The sequence below is a fragment of the Methylobacterium sp. AC832 genome, from assembly GCF_979256025.1.
The window spans coordinates 62,636-79,137 of record NZ_CEEDMV010000006.1 but is presented as its reverse complement, the minus strand read 5'-3'; the positions used below and the strand labels follow the sequence as shown (position 1 = coordinate 79,137).

Here is a 16,502-nt window from a genome sequence, read left to right as displayed (position 1 = left end):
GGTCAGGCGAGACGCAGGCGTCCGGCCTTCTGCTCGGGGAGGGCGGCCTGGACGGTCCTGACGATGCCGTCGGCGTCGAGGCCGGCCTCGGCGTACATCGCCTCCGGGCTGTTGTGGTCCTGGTAGGTGTCCGGAAGCGTCAGGGTCCGCACCCGCACCCGGCCCGTGTCCAGCGCCCCCTTCTCCGACAGGAGATGCAGCACCATTGCGCCGAACCCGCCCACCGAACCCTCTTCCAGGGTGACCAGAACCTCGTGGCTCGCCGCCAGATCCAGGATCATCGCCTCGTCCAGCGGCTTGGCGAAGCGCGCATCCGCCACGCTCACGGCGATCCCGGCGCTCTCCAGCAGGTCGGCCGCCTTCAGCGCCTCCGACAGACGCGTGCCCAGGCTCAGCAGCGCCACCCGCGCCCCCTCGGGGCGCTTGACGATCCGGCCCTTGCCGATGGGCAGGGCCTCGCCGCGCTCGGGCAGATCCACGCCCACACCCTCGCCGCGCGGATAGCGCAGGGCGATCGGGCCACTGTCATGGGCGTGCTGGGTCGCCACCATGTGGACCAGCTCGGCCTCGTCGGAGGCCGCCATCACGACCATGTTCGGCAGGCAGCACAGATAGGCCAGATCGAAGGCGCCCGCATGGGTCGCCCCGTCCGCGCCCACCAGACCCGCCCGGTCGAGGCAGAACCGCACAGGCAGGTTCTGCAAAGCCACATCGTGCACGACCTGATCGTAGGCCCGCTGCAGGAAGGTCGAGTAGATCGCCACGAACGGCTTGTAGCCCTCCGTCGCCAGGCCGCCCGCGAACGTCACCGCATGCTGCTCGGCGATGCCCACGTCGAAAGTTCTTTCGGGATGAGCTTTCCCAAAAAGATCGATCCCGGTGCCGCCCGGCATCGCCGCCGTGATCGCCACCACCTTGTCGTCGGCATCCGCCGCCTTGATCAGGCTCTCGCCGAAGACGCGGGTATAGGCCGGCGCGTTCGGCTTGGCCTTGGCCTGGACGCCCGACAGGACGTCGAACTTCACCACCCCGTGGTAGCGGTCGGCCGACGCCTCGGCCGGGGCGTAGCCCTTGCCCTTCTGGGTCACGACATGGAGCAGGATCGGGCCCTGGTCCGAGTCGCGCACGTTCTTCAGGATCGGCAGGAGGTGGTCGAGGTTGTGCCCGTCGACCGGGCCGACATAGTGGAAGCCCATCTCCTCGAACATCGTGCCGCCGCCCACCACCAGCGAGCGGGCATATTCCTCCGCCGCCGCGGCGCGCTGGTAGATCGCCTTCGGCAGCAACTTGCCGAGCTGCTTGGCCGTCTCGCGCAGGCCGCGATAGGTCCCGCCCGAGGCCAGCCTGGCGAAATAGGCCGACATCGCCCCCACCGGCGGGGCGATCGACATGTCGTTGTCGTTCAGGATCACGATCAGCCGCGAATGCAGCGCGCCGGCATTGTTCATCGCCTCGTAGGCCATGCCCGCCGACATCGAGCCGTCGCCGATCACCGCCACCATGTTGCGGCGCTTCGGAGCGGGCTGGCCCTTGGCCTTGGCGGTCGACTCGTCGAGATCGCGGCCCACCGCCATGCCGAGCGCCGCCGAGATCGAGGTCGAGGAATGCGCCGCCCCGAACGGGTCGTAGACACTCTCCGACCGCTTGGTGAAGCCCGACAGCCCGCCCGGCTGGCGCAGCGTCCGGATCCGGTCGCGCCGCCCCGTCAGGATCTTGTGCGGGTAGGCCTGGTGCCCGACATCCCACACGATCCGGTCGTCGGGCGTGTCGAACACGTGATGCAGCGCCACCGTCAGCTCGACCACGCCGAGCCCCGACCCGAGGTGACCGCCCGTCACCGACACCGCGTCGATCATCTCCAGACGCACAGCGTCCGCCACCGCCTGAAGCTGGCTCTCGGGAAGCGCGCGAAGAGCAGACGTCTCGTCAAGCCCGTCGAGGATCGAGGTTTCTATCCGTGACAATGGCTCACTCACTTCTTTGAATCAGGTAACCGATCGACAACGCGCCCCACCTGCCGCTATCGGCTTCGGGCGAGACATCCGTCGATCCTGGCTTTGGCGACTTTCATGCAGCGTGGCCGCCGTGACCAACGCGCATTATAACGCTACCGTCGGTCAATGCCACGTCGCCATATCGAGTCTTCTGGCCGTGCCCCACGCATTTGGTGCCTGGAACGGCCGAAGGAGGTAAGGATTTGTGGCTGATCGATCAATGTCGAAGATTGGCTTTTCGCACGGCGATGACTTCACGGCGAGCCCGAATGACCTGTTGTCGACCCCTGTCCGCGATGGTGCTCTTGGGCCTTTCTGCCTGTGTGACGCTTTGTCCTGAACCATCGGTGGCGTCTCCCCGGTCCGGCCAGGGCTTCTGGGACGGCGTCCCGGCGCCGGTCTTCGAATTCAGGCTCCCATGCGACAGACTCGATGGGTGCAGCCATCCCGGCGCGTCGCAGCAGCCCGACCGGCGGGTCCACCCCTTCGAGGGAACGCTCGGCCGGCCCTGTGGCTATCGCTGGCGTCCGACCCCCTCCGGCACGCGCAAGGTCCGGGTCTGCTATTGAGGGTCATCCTCCCGGAAGCCGCCTCGCCGAGGGTACGCCTCAGGCGGCTGCCACATGGGGCGGCGTTCCTGTTCGTCGGAATGTTGGTTTCGGCGGAGGAGAGCCGGGCGGGCGTCGCCTGCCCCTCCCTGTTCGCTCGCGGGCAGGTACCGGTGATCGTCAACCGCAAGCTCTCCGCGGAGACGACGAGCCTCTGCTACGAGGCTTTCGCGGTGCTGCATTCGGGCGTGTCGCGCACCCCCGTCTACGCCTCCGAACATCTGACGCGGGCGAGCGTCGCTGCGGCGCGCATCGTCGATCGGACCGATTCCTTCCACGAGGAAGACCGACTGCCGGTGGCTAGCCGCGCCCGGCTCGACGATTATGTCCGTAGCGGCTTCGACCGGGGCCATATGGCGCCTGCCGGGGACATGCCGAGTGAGTCGGCGCAAGCCGAATCCTTCACGCTGGCCAATGTAGTTCCCCAGGACCGTGCCCTGAACCGGGGCCTGTGGGCTGCGATCGAGGAGAGCGTCCGACGCCTCGCCGTGGCGCGGGGGCAGCTCTTCGTCGTCACCGGGACGATCTATGCGGGCACGAGCATCGATTCTCTCGACGGGCGTGTCCTGGTGCCGACATCACTGTTCAAGGCGGTGTACGATCCGGCCCGCGGCGAGGCGGCGGCTTATCTCGTGCCGAACCGCGCCGATGCGGACTGGCGGTCGATCCCGCTCGGCGAGTTGACGACGCTCTCGGGGATCGACGTCTTTCCCGGGCTCGTCGCTTCCATGATGGACCTGCCCGAACCGCGCACCTATTCCCGGGGCGACACGGCGGGTGGGCGACCGAAAGGGCGCACGCGCGATGAGCCGAGCTTCGAGGAATGGGCCCTTGCAACCCTCGAGCGGATCGCGCGGCGTGTGCTTCGCGAGTTTCTAAAGTCGATCTTCTGAACGCTCGAACGAGACGAGATGCGGACATGACGAAGCCGGATGAGACCGGAGCGCCCACGATGAGGGCGGAACCTGACGCCTTCACGCCCTTCGCGGATGACGCCACGGTCGAGACCATCGGCGGCCTCTCGGTGGAGAACGGCACCCTGGCGATCGCCCTTCACGGCAGCCTCGACCTCTCACGGGACAAAGCGGGGCTGGAACGGGCGCGCAGGCTCAGAACCATTGCAGAGGAGATCGTCGCCGTGCTCGAAACGGCCGACCTGCCGGACGAGGTGGCACGAACGGCCTCGAACACGCGAAAAGTCGAGAACCCTTTCGCGTGAGCCGCTTCGGCGCAGCTTCGACCCCGCGCAGAAAGGGCTCTTCCGCTCCCCTTGCGGACCATACCCGTTCTTGCCGCTGACCCGCCGCCCTGGTAGGTCCAACCATTGTCCGACGCGGTGCGGTTTCAAGGATGGCACGACGCCGTTCGATGCCACCGCACGTGGGATGGACCGGGCAGACCAGAGCAACGCGCGCCGCCCTCATGGCGCGCGACCTCGGCGGCGAGCCCCATTCACGCCATTTCCGGCGGCCGATCAAGCGCCCAAGCGCCGCGCCGCCCAGCAATAGTCAAGGATACCGGACGCTCATGGCGCGCGAATTCATCTACCACATGAAGGGTCTGACAAAGACCTATACCGGCGGCAAGAAGATCCTCGATAACGTCAACCTGTCGTTCTATCCGGACGCCAAGATCGGCGTGCTCGGCATCAACGGCTCGGGCAAGTCGACCCTGCTCAAGATCATGGCCGGCATCGACACAGAATGGACCGGCGAGGGCTTCGTCGCCCAGGGCGCCCGCGTCGGCTACCTGCCGCAGGAGCCGCAGCTCGATCCCAACAAGTCGGTGCGCGAGAACGTGATGGAGGGCGTCGCCGAGAAGCAGGCGCTGCTCGACCGCTACAACGAACTCGCGATGAACTATTCCGAGGAGACGGCGGACGAGATGACCGCCCTCCAGGACCAGATCGAAGCCAAGGATCTGTGGGAGCTCGACTCGAAGGTCGATCAGGCCATGGAGGCCCTCGGCTGCCCCAGCGACGAGCAGCCGGTCGCCACCCTGTCGGGCGGCGAGCGCCGCCGCGTGGCGCTCTGCAAGCTGCTGCTCTGGGAGCCGGAACTGCTCCTCCTCGACGAGCCCACCAACCATCTCGACGCCGAGACGGTGAACTGGCTCGAAGGCCACCTGAAGCAATATCCCGGCGCGATCCTGATCGTGACCCACGATCGCTACTTCCTCGACAACGTCACCGGCTGGATCCTCGAACTCGACCGCACCCGGGGCTACCCCTACGAGGGCAACTACTCCGCTTGGCTCATTCAGAAGCAGAAGCGCCTCGCCCAGGAAGGCCGTGAGGACATGGCGCGCCAGCGCGCCATCAATCGCGAGCAGGAATGGATCTCGGCCTCGCCCAAGGCCCGCCAGTCGAAGTCGAAGGCCCGCATCACCCGCTACGAGGAGCTCGTGGCGAAGTCTCAGGACAAGATCGACGCTTCGGCCCAGATCGTCATCCCGATCGACGAGCGCCTCGGCAACAACGTCATCGAGTTCGAGCACCTCAACAAGGCGTTCGGCGACCGCCTGCTGATCGAGGACCTGTCGTTCAAATTGCCTCCCGGCGGTATCGTCGGCGTCATCGGGCCGAACGGCGCCGGCAAGACCACGTTGTTCAAGATGATCACCGGCCAGGAGAAGCCCGACGGCGGCACCATCTCCGTCGGCGAGACCGTGCATCTCGGCTATGTCGACCAGTCGCGCGACGCCCTCGATCCCGGCGCCACGGTCTGGCAGGAAGTCTCGGGCGGCAACGACATCATCTATTTCAACAAGCGCGAGATCAATTCCCGCGCCTATTGCGCGGCCTTCGCCTTCAAGGGCTCCGACCAGCAGAAGAAGGTCGGCACACTGTCGGGCGGCGAGCGCAACCGCGTGCATCTGGCCCGCACGCTCAAGGGCGGCGCCAATGTGCTGCTGCTCGACGAGCCCACCAACGATCTCGACATGGAGACCCTGCGGGCGCTCGAAGAGGCGCTGGAGGATTATGCCGGCTGCGCCGTCATCATCAGCCACGATCGCTGGTTCCTGAACCGGATCGCCACCCACATCCTCGCCTTCGAGGGCGAGAGCCATGTGGAATGGTTCGAGGGCAACTTCTCGGATTACGAGGAGGACAAGAAGCGCCGTCTCGGCGCCGATTCCCTGATGCCGAAGAAGATCAAGTACAAGAAGTTCTCGCGCTGACGACGCGGTCCGGTCCAAGACCGGGCCGTTTCGTATGTCCGGCCCTTGGCCGGGCGGGAGGCCGAGGCGACGATGCCGCACCTGATCGATCGGGTAGCGGCATTGTTCTTGCAAAGCCCTGCAGAACTCCACCCGGTCTTCACCTAAGACCGGTACGATGTCGGCAGGAGGCTCAGCGTTGAAGCAAAGATGATCGAAACGTTACCGATCTCGATGTCTTCGTCTTTTCGCCCCGTCGAACGAAATTTCTAAGGGCGCCGCCTCCGTATCGATGGAGATCGGCCGACGACGCTCGTTTCTACGTTAGGGTGTGGCTCGGGGGTCATAGGCGAGCCGTTTGAGAGGGGCTAATTTGACCTCAAGGTCAGCCCCCACGGACATCCTCATCATGATCGCGAAGCTTCTTCTCGCCGGCACCGCCTCCGTTCTTCTGGCCGGCGCCGCTTCGGCCGCGGATCTTCCGCGCCGCGCCGCTCCCCCGCCGGTCTTCTCGCCCGTCCCGGTCTTCACCTGGACCGGCTTCTATCTCGGCACCCACAGCTCCTACGCCTGGAGCGACGATCAGACGATCCGCACCACCGGCAACGAATTCAACACGCGCGAGAACGTGCGTCTGGACCGTCGCCCCGGCACGTTCCGTTCCGAGCAGGACGGTATCGGCAATGTCGGCGGCGGCATCGGCTACAACTATCAGCTGACCCCCGGTTCAGGCTTCGTCCTCGGCGTCAATGCCGACGTGACCTGGACCGACATCAGCAAGAGCTACGCCTATTTCGGCCCCAGCAGCACGGTTGGAGGCCCCCTCAATCCCGCTAACCTGCGCCAGCGCCTCGACTATCTCGGCACCGTCCAGGGCCGCATCGGCTACGCCTTCGACACGGTCCTCGTCTACGGCACCGGCGGCTTCGCCTACGGCAACGTCAATTACGGCGCCAACTTCTTCAACGGCGCCGGCGCTCTGGCCTATGCCGGCCGCTATAACGACATGGAGACCGGCTACGCTTATGGCGGCGGCATCGAGTGGGCGATCCCCACCGACAGCTTCCTCAACCGTTTCAACTTCATCGGCAGCTTCATCGGCGCCAGCGCCATCACGCTGAAGGCCGAGTACCTGCATTACGACCTCGGCAGCCGCAACGTCCTGGTGAACAACACCGGCCTCGGCGCTCCCTCGACCGGTTCCTACACCTCGCGCTTCAGCACCGAGGGCAACCTCATCAAGGCCGGCTTCAACTACAAGTTCGGCGGCCTCTGAGGTTCGACTCTGCCGGAGCGGTCTTCGCTTCGGCAGTAGAACGACAGCGAAAGCCATCAAACGGCCCGGTCCCCAGGACCGGGCCGTTTTCTCATGATATCAATCCGGCTGCTCCGGCCGGTGGGCGCATTCAAGTCGTCGCGTGCACGCTCAACGCGGCTCGCAGATCGGCGCCATCGACAAGCTTTCGGTTCTGTCTCGCGAGACCCGCCAGCAGCGCCCGGTCCGGGAACGGGCAGTAGGGCAGGGCCTCCGCCACCATGCCTTCGCCTAGGATACCTGCGGCGAGATCGTCGAGCACCCCATCGAGGAGGACGCGCCCCCTCTCATGCAGCAGGATCGCCGCGCGGGTGGCGGTGGTGCCGGACGGAAAGTCCGATGCTTCCTGGGCGAGGATCGCCCCCGCGTCGATTGCTGGCGTCAAGCGATGGATCGTGACGCCGAAGCCGGGAACCTCCTCTGCCAGCGCGTGGATCGTCGGCACCGGCCCACGATGGCGCGGCAGCAGGCCGGGATGGACGTTGATTCCTCCAAGCGGCGCCAATGCCAGGGTCGCGGCGGAAAAGATCTGGTCGAAATGGAACGCGACGATGAGGTCCGGCACATGGGCCTCGAAGGCCTGGACCACATCCGATCCGTTGACGTCATCGATGCGGAGAGTCGGAATACCGAGCGTCCGGCACAATGCCTTGAGCGGCGTCGCCGTGGCCACATGTCCAGCCCCCGTCAAGCGCCGCAGCATTCCCGATGCCGGAGCCAGCAGATCGGGCAGGCCGAAATTCACCGCGAGATAGGGCAGGAATGCCGGGCCCGACCGGGCGAGGTGGCGCCGGACCTGGCCGGTGAGACCACCCGAGTTCGGACGCTCCGCATTCGACAGCCCGACAAAGGCGATGTCGCCGGCATAGTCCTGCACGAACTGGCGGGCGGCACGGGCATTCGGCAACGCTTCGAGCACGAACAATGCGATACGGGGGCGCGTCATCGCTTGCTACGCCCGACCTTGAACCGGAAACCGCGCATGGAGCGGCGTCGCAGGCTCTCCGGCAGCAAGGCCGATCCGCGTGCCAGGGAGGCGAGGGGCTCTGGGAAGGCGATGATGTCGAGGTCGCGGGCGAGGCCGCGCGCGATGCGGATAGCCGCCTCCTCGGCACTCATCTCCATCGGACGCCAGCCCTCGTAATCCCCACCCATGGTGGTTTTCACGTAACCGGGAGTCACCACGTTCATCCGGACGCCACGCGGACCGAGCTTGGCGCGCAGCGCCAATCCGTGGGCGAGCAAAGCCGCCTTGGTACCACTATAGGCCGGTGCGTCGGGCAAGGGCGCGAAGGCCGCGAGAGACGAGATCAGGGCGATCTGGCCGCTCCCGCGCGCCAGCATCAGGGTCACGCAGGGGAGGGCGACATTCAGTGCGCCGTTGAGATTGACGTCGACGGTCTCGAACGCCATCGCCTCGGTCTCGATATCCCCACCGGGATGGCCGCCGTTGATGCCGGCATTGACGATGACGAGATCGAGGGGCGTCACCGCGTGCGTCTCGCGTAGCCATTCGCCCACGGCCTGCCTGTCGCGCACGTCGATGGACCGGGTCGCCACGGTTGCGCCGAGGTCGCGGCACGCGGCGGCGACGGTATTCAGCCTGTCGATGCCACGCGCATTCAGAACGAGATGCGTGCCGGGCGCAGCGTAATGCCGGGCGAGAGCCGCGCCGATACCGCTCGACGCACCGGTGATGAGAATGACGGGCATGAGGCCTGTTCTAGAGCATCACCCTGGCAAGCGGGAACCCGTTCTCGGACAAGATGATGCCGTGCCGATATGAAGGCGCACCGTCCCCGGAATGAGTCGAAGCCCGGCGGCGCTCGGTCAGTAGACCGGCGCGAGTTCCGGCGTCGTCGTCGTGCGCTCGCGAATCACCCTTGCGGCGGCCAGGGCCGGTGCAGGCAGACGGGCTTCGAGGCGCGAGACGCTCCCCGCCACGGCTCGGTCGATCGACGGACGGGAGAAGAATCCGCCATTGACCTGGGTCCGATGCAAGACGACCCGACGAAAATCCGCGACCAGCTGCATGTCGGGAGCTTCCGGCTTCGTCCAGAAGGTGTCGAGCCCACCCTGATGCGTGAGGCCGGGTATGTTGTAGATCGCATCACCCGCGGCGACCGTCGGACGGCCGAGCTCAAGGGACAGCATCCCTACCGTGCTGTTCACCAGGACGACGCCTCGGCTGCCGGCGATGAGGTTCGGCAGGTCGCCGCCATCGATGAAATCGAGCCGGTCTTCTACGCCATGACGCCGGGCGGAGTTCCTGGCGTGTTTGCGCCAATTGACCAGCCCGCTGTCGAGGGGGTGAAGCTTGATCAGTAGGCGCGCGGCGGTGCTGGCATGGGCGGCAAAGGACGCGATGGCCCGGTCCATGAACCCTTCGACCCCCAGAAAGGGCGAGTGGATGCGAATCTGGTAATCGCTGTCAAGCTGCAATGGCAGCAGGAAATACTCGTGCTTGCGCGCCAGATAGATTTCATTGAGTTCCCGCGCCTGGCGGCGTGTACTGGCCCGGCCGGCGAACTTCTTGATCCAACCGACATATTCCGCCGCGATATGAATCGGTCGGTGGCTGCGAAAATGTGGGAAGAAATAGGGAAAGCCGATATTGGCGACGTTGTAGGCCACATCCCACAGGCTGCGCCGGGCCATGTCACCGCTCGCCGGCATAGCGCGGCCGGCCAGCGGCAGGCGGCGGGCGATGGCGTGGATCTCGTCGGGACAGCGAGGCAGCGAGGAATGGCCGTTGACACCGCCGAGTTCGCACGTGACCCAGTTCGGCCGCAGATAGCCTTCCTCGAACACGTGGATACGGACGCCGAGGGGGCTTGCGGCCTCTCGCGCCGCGACATGATACGGCCGGCAATCGCCGAACAGCACGATATCGGTCACGCCGTGCTCGACGATATAGCCGGCGATATAGGCATCCCAGCCGTCGCGAGGGCCGCGATAATTGTCGGAGCCGAGGCGCCAGAACAGCCAGTCGCCCGATGAAAAGTTGATACGTCGAACCCGATGGCCGCGCTTGAGGAGCGCTTGGCCGAGATCCGCAAAGAAGGGCGACGCGATCCCCTGCAGAAACAGGAAGGTCGCTGGCCTCTCGCGTGTCGTGTCTACGCGTGTCGGCAACATGCGGAAGTGCTTGCTCCTGCGCCCTGCGAGGGCGTGTCGAATGGGCACGTGAGAGCCCTGATCGCACGGATGGTGCATTGTGGCAATTGGGTAGCACGGGGTCCTTAACGGAATTTCTGGCCGCGTGATGTGTCTGCAACATGACGCGCTGGCGACGCCTTTGAGATCCCGAACTCGAACGCTTCGATTGCCCGTTCTCCCACGAGATCGGATCGCGTGACGGCGCGGATCGTCGTATGCCTGCGGCCCCGCATAACCGGATCCGCCATAACCATTGCCCGAGCTTTCGCCACCTTTCCCCCCGGCCGCCTCGTCGGTGCCCCGGCCGCTGCTTGCCACGAGCCGGCCGATTCGGGCTCTGCGAGCCGAGATCGAATCCGTGACCGGTTTCGCCTTCGCTCAAGCCTGGGCTCCGGGCGCCATCGGGGTGATCTGGGGACGGCGCGGGCTTGCCGGGCGGTGCCTGCAAATGGCGAGTCGCCGGCTCCTCACCGTCGAACCGGGGCCTCTGCTCAGCCCCTACGATTCTCCCGAAAGGGGTCTGTCCAGCCTGCGCCTCACCCTCGACGGAATTCCGTTCGGTGGCGAGGCCGGGATCCACGCGTTCGACCCTTGGACTCGGCAGCCGATCACCCTCGGCGAATGCCGCGATCGGGTGGCCTGGCTGGAGCGCCGGTTCCGCGACAACAATAGCCTCACCGTCCTCGTCGGCATCTCGCGCTGGAAGCGGCCGGCCCTCGATGTCTTCGTCGGCGGACCGGCGGGTAAGCCCGTTTACGCCATGAATGCCGAGGAGGCGGTGGCGAAGGCGAGGAGCAGGGGACAAGCCGGAAAGGCCCGCATCCTCGCCTGGGCGACGCGGATGCCGGCACATTTGCCGTCGCTCTGCGCGGAACACGGTATTCCCCTGGCCCGGATCGAGGACGGATTCCTGCGGTCGGTGGGGCTTGGAGCGAGCCTACAGCCGGGCGCTTCTATCGTCGTGGATGACAGCGGCATCTATTACGACCCCCGCACCGAAAGCCGCCTCGCTCGCATCCTGAAGAACGAGGATTTCTCGCCCGAGCTCGTGGCCAGAGCCTCGCTCCTGCGCCTTCTCGTGGTGGAACGGCGCCTGACGAAATACAATGTCGGACTCGCCGGAGATGCATCGGGTTGGCCCGAGGATCGGCGCATCGTGCTGGTGCCGGGGCAGGTCGAGGACGATGCCTCGGTGCGCCACGGCTCACCGCATGTCCGCTCGAATCTCGAACTCCTGCGCGCGGCCCGCAGCCGTAATCCGGGGGCATTCCTACTCTATAAACCGCATCCCGACGTGGAGGCCGGCTTCCGGCCGGGCGCGATCCCGGAGGCCGAGGTTCTGGCCTTGGCCGACAGGATCGTGGCGGGGCTCTCCATCGTCGACCTCCTCGACCGGGCGCACCATGTGGAGACGATGACCTCGCTTGCCGGATTCGAGGCCCTGATCCGGGGCTTGAGCGTGGCGGTCCATGGCCGGCCCTTCTATGCCGGCTGGGGGCTCACCGAGGATCTCGCACCGGGCGCCGACAGGGGGCGGCGGCTCGCCCTCGACGAACTCGTCGCAGGAGCGCTTCTGGTCTACCCGCTCTATCTCGATCCCGTGGCGATGAAGCCGTGCACGCCCGAGCAACTCCTCGAGCGGCTGAGCCAGAGCCGAGAGGCCGCTGCCCCCTCGAAGCTCGCCCTCAGTCGCAGGGCACAGACCGTCATGCGCCTACGCTACGCCGTTCTGAACCCCATCGTCCGCCTGATCCGGGCGCGGCGGGGGATCGGGCGAGGCGGCGACAAGTGATGACTCTGCTCGCCGCTCTCACCTTGGCGTTGATCGGCTCCCTCGCCATCGAGGCGTGGGATGGTGCGGGCCGGCGGCCCATCGGCAGACGCCCCAGCGAGCTGGCCGTACGACTTGGCGGCTATGCCCTCCTGACGATATTCTGGTTCTGCTTCTCCTGGCGCCCCTGGCTCGCGGCCTTTTCCTGCCTGCTCACCGTCGCGATCCTGGTCGTGGTCAGCCGGTTGAAGCAGGCGGTGATCGGCGAGCCGCTGGTCTTCAGCGATTTCGCCCTGTTGCGCCAGGTGCCTCGCCATCCGGACCTCTATTATACGAGACCGATCACCGACCCGCGCATGGCTGTACCCCTCGGGGCAAGCCTCGTCGTCGTCGCCCTGTGGTACTGGATCGAGCCCAGCGCGCTGCCTGAAGAGCCGAGCGTCGCCGTCGTCTCGCTTATCGGTCTGCCCTGCCTCCTGGTCGGATTGGCCTCCGGCCTCACCACCGGAATGGCGGCGCCATGGCTCGCGACCCGGTTTCCCCGACCCGATCTCGACGCGGATTGCGCCCGCTACGGGCTGCCGGCGACGGTCATCGCCTATACCCTGCGCTGGACCAGCGACGTGCCGGCTCCCGAACCGGACGATACCGCTGTGCCCGGACCGGCCGCTCCGGCACCGGTCGTTGTCGTCGTCCAGCTCGAATCCTTCGTCGATCCAGCCCGGCTCGGCGGTCCGGATCTGCCATTGATGGAGACGATCCGCCACCGTGCCTCGCGCTATGGCCGGCTGACGGTCCCGGCCCACGGTGCCTACACGATGCGGACGGAGCACGCCCTCCTCACCGGACGAGAACCGGAAAGCCTCGGGTTCGGGCGCTACGATCCCTATCTCAGCGGCGGTGGCGACGAACCGACGAGCCTTGCCCGGCTTGCATCGGGGGCAGGGTACGCCACCGTGTTCGTGCATCCCTTCCACCGCGACTTCTTCCAGCGCGCCGAGGTGATGCGGCGGTTCGGTTTCACCCGGCTGGTGATGGAGGATGATTTCATCGGGGCGGCGAGAATCGGGCCCTATATCGCCGATGAGGCCGTCGCGGCCCGCATTCTGGCGGAGGTCGATGCGGTGCAAGAGCCCGTCTTCGTTTTCGCCGTGACCATGGAGAACCATGGGCCGTGGAAACGCGGGCGGCTAGACGGCATCACCGAGCCGCTGGACCAGTATCTCCACCACGTGGCCCATACCGGCCGGGCCGTCGAGACCTTGATCGAAGGTCTGGAAAGGCGCGATGCGATCCTGTGCGTCTATGGCGATCACGCCCCATCGCTGCCGACCTGCAGACCCGGCTTCGGCGATACAGCTACCGATTACGCGATCTTCGGCTTCGGAGCGTTCAGGGAAACGCCGCAGCGCATCGATATGAGCGCCGACGGACTCGGTCGTTTCCTCCGGTTCCGCATCGGGGAGCGCTCGGCAGACGAGGCCGGATCGGCTATCGCCTCACCATCGTACTGACACGAACGTGACCGACGCGAGACCGCGCATCGGCTCGACCATGCGATAGTAGAGCGATCGTTAAACGATCGAAGAGTTTTGACGCTATGAATGGTGGACCGTTCGAAAGGTCCGCTCTCGCACAGGCCCACGTGGCCAGCCAGCGAGACCGGAGATGACGGACGGTGCGTATCCGCCGACCCGACACGTGATCTGACAAGGCACTCGTCGCGGGGGCGGGTCTAGGAGAGTTCGATGTTTCCCAAAGCCACCCTGGCCATTGCCATCGCCGTCACGGTGTCCGGCTGCAACGCCTTCCTGCCCGCCGCCGGTCCGTCGACCTCGGCCGTGGTGGACGGCGCGGATCAGACAACGAGCGAGGGGACCTTCGCCCGCTACGAGTTCATCGACGTGAACGCCGCGGTGGTGGAGGCCCTGCGCGGACGCCCCCTCGACAGCCTGCTCTCCTCGTTCGGGGATGGACGCATGCCCTCGGAAGCGGTGATCGGCATTGGCGACGCCGTGGCTGTCTCGGTGTTCGAAGCCGGATCGGGTGGCCTCTATTCCGGACCGCTCACGGTCAACTCGATGTCCGCCGGCTCGAAGGCGGCGCAGCTGCCCGAGCAGGTCGTCTCGCGCGATGGCGCGATCTCGGTCCCCTATGCCGGTCGGATCAAGGTTGCGGGGCGCCGCGCCCAGGACGTCCAGTCGCTGATCGAGACCGAGCTCGCCGGCAAGGCGATCCAGCCTCAGGTGATCGTCACCGTGAGCCGCCCGGTCTCGCAATCCGTCACGGTAGGCGGCGAGGCGGTGGGCGGCGCCCGCGTCCCGCTCGGTACCCAGGGCGATCGCATCCTCGACGTCATCGCCACCGCCGGTGGTGTGAAAGCCCCGGTCAGCGAAACCTTCGTGCGTCTGTCGCGCAACGGCAGGACGGCGACGGTGCCGCTGACGACGGTGGTGTCGAACCCCAAGGAAAACATCTACCTGCGCCCCAACGACAACCTCACCCTGGTGCGCGATCCCCAGACCTTCCTGGCCATCGGAGCACTGGGCACCTCCAACGAGATTCCGTTCCAGGCCGAGGGCATCACCCTGGCGCAGGCGCTGGCTAAGGCGCGCGGCCAGAGCGATGCCGATGCCGACCCGACCGGCACGTTCCTGTTCCGCTTCGAGCCGGCGCCGGTGGTCCGTCGCCTGAAGCCCGGAAGCCCGCTTCTCGGTACGCCGCTCGTCCCTGTGGTCTATCGGTTCGACATGCGCGACCCGAACAGCCTGTTCCTCACCCAGGCCTTCCGCATGCGCAACCGCGATATGGTCTACGTCTCGAACGCGCCGTTCACCGAGATCAAGAAGATCCTCTCCGTCTTCGCCGCGGCAGCCCAGCCGATCACGACCGGCGCACGCGTGGGCGGAGCGTTCTGAGAAGGAGCGCAAGGGCTCCGGCAATCCCGTACGCCCATACCGACAGGAGACGGGGCGTCCGGCGTGAGCTTCGGACGGCTTGGGCTCAGGGCCGCATTGCCATCATCGTCATCCCATCGTCACGGCGTCCCATCGGATGATGCCGTGACACGTGTCGGCCGAGCCGGTCGAATGACCTCAGGGCTTGCCGCGCTTGGCCATCAGCTGCTCGATGAGGGAGCCGCCCTTCTCGATCTCCGCGAGTTCCTCGGCCACTGCCGTCACGGTCTCGCGGATCTGCTCCGGCGTGTGTTCGGAGGTGATGAAGAAGCGCAGGCGCGAAGAGCGCTCGGGCACCGCCGGATGGATGATCGGCTGCACGTTGATGCCGCGCTTGTACAGGCGGTCCGACAAGGTGACCGATTTCAGCGAATCGCCGACGATGACGGGAATCACGGCGAGGCCGAGGCTCGTTCCGGTATCGAGCCCATGCTTCTTGGCGCATGACAGGAACAGGTGGCCGTTCTGGCGCAGTCGCTCGACCCGGTGCGGCTCGGCCTGCATCAGGGCAAGGGACGCCTCGGCGGCGGCGGCCAGCGGCGGGGACAGGCCGACGCTGTAGATGAAGCCCCCGGCGGTGCATTTGAGGTACTCGATCAGGGCCGCCGGGCCGGCGATGTAGCCGCCGCAGGACGACAGGGTCTTCGAGAGCGTGCCCATCCAGATATCGACGAGGTGCGAATCGACGTCGCAATGCTCAGCGAGCCCGGTTCCCGTACGGCCGAGGACGCCGAGCCCGTGGGCATCGTCCACCATCAGCCAGGCATCGTAGCGCTGTTTCAGGGCGACGAGGCCGGCGAGGTCCGGCGCATCCCCGTCCATGCTGTAGAGGCCTTCGACCACGATCAATGCGCGGCGATGCTCGTGGCGCGTGGCGCCGAGCAGGGTCTCCAGGGCGTTGAGATCGTTATGGGCGAAGGAGCGACGCTGGGCTCCCGAGAGCTGGGCCCCGGTGACGATGCTGTTATGGCTCAGCGCATCGTGGAAGATCACGTCGCCGGGTTCCAGCAAGGCGCCGATCGTGGTGACGTTGGTGGCGTGGCCGCTCACCATCACGACGCAGGCTTCGGTCTCGTAATGATCGGCCAGCGCCTGTTCGAGGCGGATATGGCCTGGGCGCTCGCCGGCAACGATCCGGCTCGCGGAGGCCGAGGTGCCGAACTCGTCGATGGCCCTTCGCGCCGCCTCGCTGACGTCGGGATGTCCGTTGAGCCCGAGATAATCGTAGGACGAGAAATTGACGAAGCCCTTGCCGGCGATGCGCGTCGTGGCGCCCGCCCTGGTCTCGTGGACCCGGAAGAACGGATTGCCGAGGCCGATCAGGTCGGCGGCCGAGCGCTGTAGCCGCAACTCGCGGTAGCCCGGCAGGGTCTCGAATTTCTGTACCGATGCGTCCGTGGCCTTCGCCTCGGGGCGGGGCGCTGCCTGCCGGTTGGCATTGCGGCCGAGCCGGTTGGTGACGAAGCCCGCGAGCGCCGCGCGGCCGCCGTCGGGGCGGGCTGGATTACTCATGCGTGTTGAATCTTCCGATTGACCGAT

Annotated in this window: 12 protein-coding genes; 7 read left to right on the top strand and 5 right to left on the bottom strand. The window is 66.4% G+C overall.

Annotation, left to right across the window (positions count from 1 at the left end; translation table 11 throughout):
* Positions 1-2: 2 nt before the first annotated feature.
* Positions 3-1,964, bottom strand: coding sequence for a 1-deoxy-D-xylulose-5-phosphate synthase (dxs, locus tag AC0IXR_RS19340; RefSeq protein WP_471761845.1), 1,962 nt, complete (start codon positions 1,962-1,964; stop codon positions 3-5).
* A gap of 679 nt (positions 1,965-2,643) precedes the next feature.
* Between dxs and AC0IXR_RS19335 the strand changes: the two genes are divergently transcribed.
* From AC0IXR_RS19335 to AC0IXR_RS19320, 4 genes are all read left to right on the top strand, one after another.
* On the top strand, positions 2,644-3,495 hold the full coding sequence (locus AC0IXR_RS19335) for a DNA/RNA non-specific endonuclease (protein WP_471761844.1): 852 nt from the start codon (positions 2,644-2,646) through the stop codon (positions 3,493-3,495).
* A gap of 26 nt (positions 3,496-3,521) precedes the next feature.
* Positions 3,522-3,821 (top strand): hypothetical protein, encoded by a 300-nt coding sequence (locus tag AC0IXR_RS19330; RefSeq protein WP_419952728.1) that lies wholly within the window; start codon positions 3,522-3,524, stop codon positions 3,819-3,821.
* Between the two features lie 308 nt (positions 3,822-4,129).
* Complete coding sequence (ettA, locus tag AC0IXR_RS19325) at positions 4,130-5,782, top strand: energy-dependent translational throttle protein EttA (protein ID WP_056429151.1); 1,653 nt, start codon at positions 4,130-4,132, stop codon at positions 5,780-5,782.
* Positions 5,783-6,170: 388 nt separating this feature from the next.
* On the top strand, positions 6,171-7,037 hold the full coding sequence (locus AC0IXR_RS19320; RefSeq protein ID WP_056429153.1) for an outer membrane protein: 867 nt from the start codon (positions 6,171-6,173) through the stop codon (positions 7,035-7,037).
* Positions 7,038-7,167: 130 nt separating this feature from the next.
* Here AC0IXR_RS19320 and AC0IXR_RS19315 read toward each other — a convergent pair whose 3' ends face one another.
* The 3 genes from AC0IXR_RS19315 to AC0IXR_RS19305 all read right to left on the bottom strand — a co-directional run bounded on the left by AC0IXR_RS19315 (position 7,168) and on the right by AC0IXR_RS19305 (position 10,214).
* Entirely contained in the window at positions 7,168-8,022 is an 855-nt protein-coding gene (locus tag AC0IXR_RS19315; protein WP_471761843.1) for a formyltransferase family protein, read from the bottom strand.
* The gene (locus tag AC0IXR_RS19310) at positions 8,019-8,789 is read right to left on the bottom strand and encodes an SDR family NAD(P)-dependent oxidoreductase (protein WP_471761842.1); all 771 of its coding nucleotides are present in this window, start codon (positions 8,787-8,789) and stop codon (positions 8,019-8,021) included. The genes AC0IXR_RS19315 and AC0IXR_RS19310 overlap by 4 nt, the downstream gene beginning before the upstream one ends.
* Before the next feature lie 117 nt (positions 8,790-8,906).
* Positions 8,907-10,214, bottom strand: a complete 1,308-nt coding sequence (locus AC0IXR_RS19305; protein ID WP_471761841.1) for a capsule biosynthesis protein — start codon at positions 10,212-10,214, stop codon at positions 8,907-8,909.
* A gap of 316 nt (positions 10,215-10,530) precedes the next feature.
* Here AC0IXR_RS19305 and AC0IXR_RS19300 point away from each other — a divergent pair, with 316 nt between their 5' ends.
* The 3 genes from AC0IXR_RS19300 (at position 10,531) to AC0IXR_RS19290 (ending at position 14,924) form a co-directional block, all read left to right on the top strand.
* On the top strand, positions 10,531-12,027 hold the full coding sequence (locus tag AC0IXR_RS19300; protein WP_471761840.1) for a capsular polysaccharide export protein, LipB/KpsS family: 1,497 nt from the start codon (positions 10,531-10,533) through the stop codon (positions 12,025-12,027).
* The gene (locus tag AC0IXR_RS19295; protein ID WP_471761839.1) at positions 12,027-13,520 is read left to right on the top strand and encodes an LTA synthase family protein; all 1,494 of its coding nucleotides are present in this window, start codon (positions 12,027-12,029) and stop codon (positions 13,518-13,520) included. The genes AC0IXR_RS19300 and AC0IXR_RS19295 overlap by 1 nt, the downstream gene beginning before the upstream one ends.
* Positions 13,521-13,754: 234 nt before the next feature.
* Entirely contained in the window at positions 13,755-14,924 is a 1,170-nt protein-coding gene (locus tag AC0IXR_RS19290; RefSeq protein WP_471761838.1) for a polysaccharide biosynthesis/export family protein, read from the top strand.
* Between the two features lie 177 nt (positions 14,925-15,101).
* Here the strand turns inward: AC0IXR_RS19290 and AC0IXR_RS19285 are convergent, their stop codons facing one another.
* Positions 15,102-16,475 (bottom strand): aminotransferase class I/II-fold pyridoxal phosphate-dependent enzyme, encoded by a 1,374-nt coding sequence (locus tag AC0IXR_RS19285; RefSeq protein ID WP_461233103.1) that lies wholly within the window; start codon positions 16,473-16,475, stop codon positions 15,102-15,104.
* Between the last annotated feature and the right edge of the window lie 27 nt (positions 16,476-16,502).

Bases quoted from the DNA above. Each gene is read 5' to 3' on its own strand.
- AC0IXR_RS19320 (WP_056429153.1), top strand. From the start codon at position 6,171: ATGATCGCGAAGCTTCTTCTCGCCGGCACCGCCTCCGTTCTTCTGGCC.
- AC0IXR_RS19305 (WP_471761841.1), bottom strand. From the start codon at position 10,214: ATGTTGCCGACACGCGTAGACACGACACGCGAGAGGCCAGCGACCTTC.
- AC0IXR_RS19285 (WP_461233103.1), bottom strand. From the start codon at position 16,475: ATGAGTAATCCAGCCCGCCCCGACGGCGGCCGCGCGGCGCTCGCGGGC.
- AC0IXR_RS19315 (WP_471761843.1), bottom strand. From the start codon at position 8,022: ATGACGCGCCCCCGTATCGCATTGTTCGTGCTCGAAGCGTTGCCGAAT.
- AC0IXR_RS19295 (WP_471761839.1), top strand. From the start codon at position 12,027: ATGACTCTGCTCGCCGCTCTCACCTTGGCGTTGATCGGCTCCCTCGCC.
- AC0IXR_RS19335 (WP_471761844.1), top strand. From the start codon at position 2,644: ATGTTGGTTTCGGCGGAGGAGAGCCGGGCGGGCGTCGCCTGCCCCTCC.
- AC0IXR_RS19330 (WP_419952728.1), top strand. From the start codon at position 3,522: ATGACGAAGCCGGATGAGACCGGAGCGCCCACGATGAGGGCGGAACCT.
- AC0IXR_RS19310 (WP_471761842.1), bottom strand. From the start codon at position 8,789: ATGCCCGTCATTCTCATCACCGGTGCGTCGAGCGGTATCGGCGCGGCT.
- ettA (WP_056429151.1), top strand. From the start codon at position 4,130: ATGGCGCGCGAATTCATCTACCACATGAAGGGTCTGACAAAGACCTAT.
- AC0IXR_RS19290 (WP_471761838.1), top strand. From the start codon at position 13,755: ATGTTTCCCAAAGCCACCCTGGCCATTGCCATCGCCGTCACGGTGTCC.